The 3,672-nt window shown below is 54.7% G+C and carries 3 protein-coding genes; 2 read left to right on the forward strand and 1 reads right to left on the reverse strand.

Annotation, left to right across the window (positions count from 1 at the left end):
* Window positions 1–28 precede the first annotated feature (28 nt).
* Window positions 29–310 carry a type II toxin-antitoxin system prevent-host-death family antitoxin gene (locus HMPREF2884_RS05370; RefSeq protein WP_005509047.1) on the reverse strand — a complete coding sequence of 94 codons (282 nt, stop codon included), beginning with the start codon at window positions 308–310 and terminating at the stop codon, window positions 29–31.
* A 492-nt stretch (window positions 311–802) separates the two neighbouring features.
* On the opposite strand from HMPREF2884_RS05370, the gene HMPREF2884_RS05375 reads away from it, so the two are divergent.
* Both HMPREF2884_RS05375 and HMPREF2884_RS05380 read left to right on the forward strand, forming a co-directional pair.
* Window positions 803–2,011 carry a hypothetical protein gene (locus HMPREF2884_RS05375; protein WP_070616191.1) on the forward strand — a complete coding sequence of 403 codons (1,209 nt, stop codon included), beginning with the start codon at window positions 803–805 and terminating at the stop codon, window positions 2,009–2,011.
* Window positions 2,012–2,294: 283 nt separating this feature from the next.
* Entirely contained in the window at window positions 2,295–3,506 is a 1,212-nt protein-coding gene (locus HMPREF2884_RS05380; RefSeq protein ID WP_070616192.1) for a cytochrome P450, read from the forward strand.
* The last annotated feature ends 166 nt before the right edge of the window (window positions 3,507–3,672 follow it).

A 3,672-nucleotide genomic window follows, 5' to 3' on the forward strand; every position in this document is an offset into this window, starting at 1 on the left:
CGCCCGCCTCGCAATATGTGCTGAGAGATTAGTCTGCAGGGTTCTCTGCAAGGAACTCGTCGAGGCCGATGCGGTAGCCGTCATCTTCGGCGCGTGCCTTGCGAAGAGCCTCAATGTCGAGGAGCTCTTCGTACTCTTCAAGTAGCTTCAAATCTTCGTAGGAGATGAGCGCGGCAACAGTCTTACCATTGCGGCTGATGAGGGGGCGTTCGCCGGAGAACACTGCTTCGTTGACTTTGGTTCCGAGGTTGTCGCGGAGTTCTTTAAGAGTCGTGACATTGGAACGAGTCCGGTGAGTGGTGACAGTCATGACTGGTTCCTTTCTGGGGTTTATGCGTTAGCTCCGAGGATAGTTCCTGTGTAGGTTCTATTCAAGAAGCTACAGGGCGAAGAAGGGTACAGGGCACGAGTAGGGAATTACCGCATTCTGTACACCATTGATAACAGTGCATTTTTCCTGCATTGATAATTCCCTTAACGATAGAATGAGGTACGGAACACTAAAAACTCGCCTGGTCAGAAATAATATCTAAGGCATGGCCTGCTGAGTTAGACAGTTTCCGGTGTTATGTATCGATGAAGACATAGGACCGACCGTGGGATGCCAAGAGGTGACCCGCTGAAAGGAGGGTGTCATGAACGCCCTGCATACCAATTCCTATAACTGCTCGCAGCTAGTTTGGGCTGCCTATAAGAGCACGGATCCTAACGTGGACCTCGACTCTGACGGTGGCCCCGACGTATACCCGGCAGATATCCAGAAATCGCACTGGGTACATCTCTACGAAACGAGGTGGTAGCAATGACCACATCCCGTTTTTCAGGAAGCCTGCGTCTGGGACTCATTGCTGCCCTCCTCATGTCAGGCTGTAGCGCGACCATCCCGGTAACAAACGACCCTCGCAAAGCCCTCGACGAAAGCAGCATCGCTATATCCATTGCAGGCGACTCAAGATACCTGCCGAATGCTGGAGGAGGCGTAGCATTCTACAACTCAGAAACCCAAAAATGGTCAAGAATCAAAAATGTTGGGGTCCGAAACTCGCCAATTGTATACAAAGATAAAAACCTATATTTCACAGATACAAATTCACTATTCACCCTCTCCGATAAACTGCACACATACCCAAAGAAAACAAAAAATGATTACAGTGAAGATGTGTACGTTGCAGACGATAGCACTATTGTAGCTATAGATAATTACGGAGGGGATGGAAGTGGTGATTACGTATTCCTTGTGACAATTGTAAAAGATGGTGAGGTGAGGGAAGAGAGAATTAAAAATATTATACACATGACAGCTCAGTGCGCCGACGGCAGCATATGGGGCTACGATAAAATCAGCAATTACGAAGGAACAGATAACCAATACCTACACCCAAGGAACCCCACGTTCCTTACCCGCGTGTACCCGAACCCTTCAAATGAAAAAATGTTCTCGAAGAGTCTCGAAAGTAACACAATGTATGGTTCCTACATCGTGTGTGCAGGGAATAGAATTGTGAAAATCCATGATACTTACCCGCAAAGCATTACCGACTACCAATATGCAGATTTAAAAGATATTGACGGATCCATGCTCGAAGTAATTAATGTGCAAACAGGCGAGCATACAGAACGCCAAATTACCGGTGAAGCGAGCAAACGTGTAGATGGAGAAAATGTTCCTTCAGGTGCACCGTATGCAATACACGCATACGGGGACGACATCTGGTGGGTCCATCACGACGGGCGAATCATCTCAACCAACATTGATACCGCCCACAACACTGTACGATTCAGCCTCAAGATCCCAGAAGGAGTAAAGGAAGTCTCTACATACTACTGGACCGAGAAGAACCTCTACGCCATGTACGAGCTGCAAGGAGAAACCTATATTCAAGCCTATTCCGTTGAGTCCGGTGAACTCATCAAAACCCAGAAAATACCGCACTACAACGCTCTTCTGAACGGGCGCGAATACCCCTCATACTTCGTTATTACAAACGAAGAGAAATTCCTTAAAAACTAGCCTCTCGCGCTGAAATACTGCATATTGCTAGGCGGGCGGCCCCTCCCTGTGGAGGTGCTGCCCGCCTCGTGCGTCCCGTGACCCGCCGCCCCTCGCCCCACCGCACTGTTCGTTGAATGAGAAGCAAGGAACCCCTACCCTGCGCCACCAATCCATAAGTGATACGGTCAAAGAACAAGTAATGGATTCACGTGCTGAAATGCACGCCCGACCCTGCCCCACACGCATCGCCCGGACGCCCGCATCCAGCACGCCACAACTCTATAACGAACACGGGTGAACAATGACTGAGAACGTACACAACGACTGGGACCTCCGAAGCGAAGAGGTCCAGAAGGACCAGGTAGCTGCCTACGACGCAATGCGCCGCCGTTGCCCCGTCGCCCACGACGAATTCATGGGCTACTCCGTCTTCAAAAACGCCGACGTACAGCACGTACTCGACCACCCCGAAATCTACTCCAACGTCGTCTCCACCCGCCACATCGCCGTCCCCAACGGCATGGACGCACCCGAACACACCACCTTCCGCGCGGTCAACGACAAGTACTTCACTCCCGAACGCCTCGAAAAGTTCGCACCCGTCATCCGCGACGCTGTGAAGAGCCTCATCGCAGAACTGCCCCGCGGCGAAGAAGTAGACGTCATGCAGGGCTTCGGTCAGGCATACGCAATGCGCGTGCAGAACGCCTTCATGGGCTGGCCCGCATGCCTCGAACAGCCCCTCACCGAGTGGATCGAGAAGAACCGCGTCGCCACCCTGCGCCGCGACCGTGAAGAAATCGCGAAGGTTGCCCTCGAATTCGACGGCTACATCCGCCAGCTGCTCGACGAACGCCGCGAGGACGCCGCAGCCGGCAACCCCAAGGACGTCACCGCCGAGCTGCTCACCGACACCGTGCAGCTGCCCGGCGAAGAACCCCGCACCATGACCGACGAAGAAATCGTCAGCCTCATCCGCAACTGGACCGTGGGCGAGCTGTCCACCGTCTCCGCAACCGTGGGCGTATTCGTCAACTTCCTGGCACGCAACCGCGCCGAACAGGACCGCCTGCGCGCATCCCTCGCCGACGGCAATGCACTCGACGACCGCAGCGAAATCGCCCTCGCCGTCGAAGAAATCATGCGACTCGAAGACACCCTCGTCACCAACCGCCGCATCACCGCCCAGGACACCGAACTCGGCGGCCGCACCCTGCCCGCCGGCTCCCGCGTGACCATCAACTGGGCAAGCGCCAACCGCGACGAGGACGCCTTCGAAGACGCCCTCACCTACAACCCGCACCGCGACCAGTCCCGCAACCTCGTGTACGGCGACGGCATCCACGTCTGCCCCGGCGCGCCCCTGGCACGCCTGGAACTGCGCATCCTGCTCGAGGAGCTGCTGCGCGGCACCGAGTCCATTGAGATCGCGGACGAGAGCGAGAAGCCCGCAACCGTGAACGCCGTGTACCCGGTCTCCGGCTACTCGGTCGTGCGCGCCATCTTCAACTAGGCACGCTCCAGCTCTAAAAAGTGCGAGGCGCCGAACCCCTGAGAATGGGGGTCGGCGCCTCGCGCTGTTAAGAGTAAATATAAGAGTGAATAGTAGGGTAGTGGCGGCCGGTATCAGCCGCTCACTATAGATAAAACGGCTCTTCCGAGTTGAGTGTGGGTGACCG

This window comes from Rothia sp. HMSC073B08 (genome assembly GCF_001812975.1).
Taxonomy (GTDB): domain Bacteria; phylum Actinomycetota; class Actinomycetes; order Actinomycetales; family Micrococcaceae; genus Rothia; species Rothia mucilaginosa.

Coding starts and splice junctions, on each gene's coding strand:
- HMPREF2884_RS05370 (WP_005509047.1), bottom strand. CDS start 310: ATGACTGTCACCACTCACCGGACTCGTTCCAATGTCACGACTCTTAAA.
- HMPREF2884_RS05375 (WP_070616191.1), top strand. CDS start 803: ATGACCACATCCCGTTTTTCAGGAAGCCTGCGTCTGGGACTCATTGCT.
- HMPREF2884_RS05380 (WP_070616192.1), top strand. CDS start 2,295: ATGACTGAGAACGTACACAACGACTGGGACCTCCGAAGCGAAGAGGTC.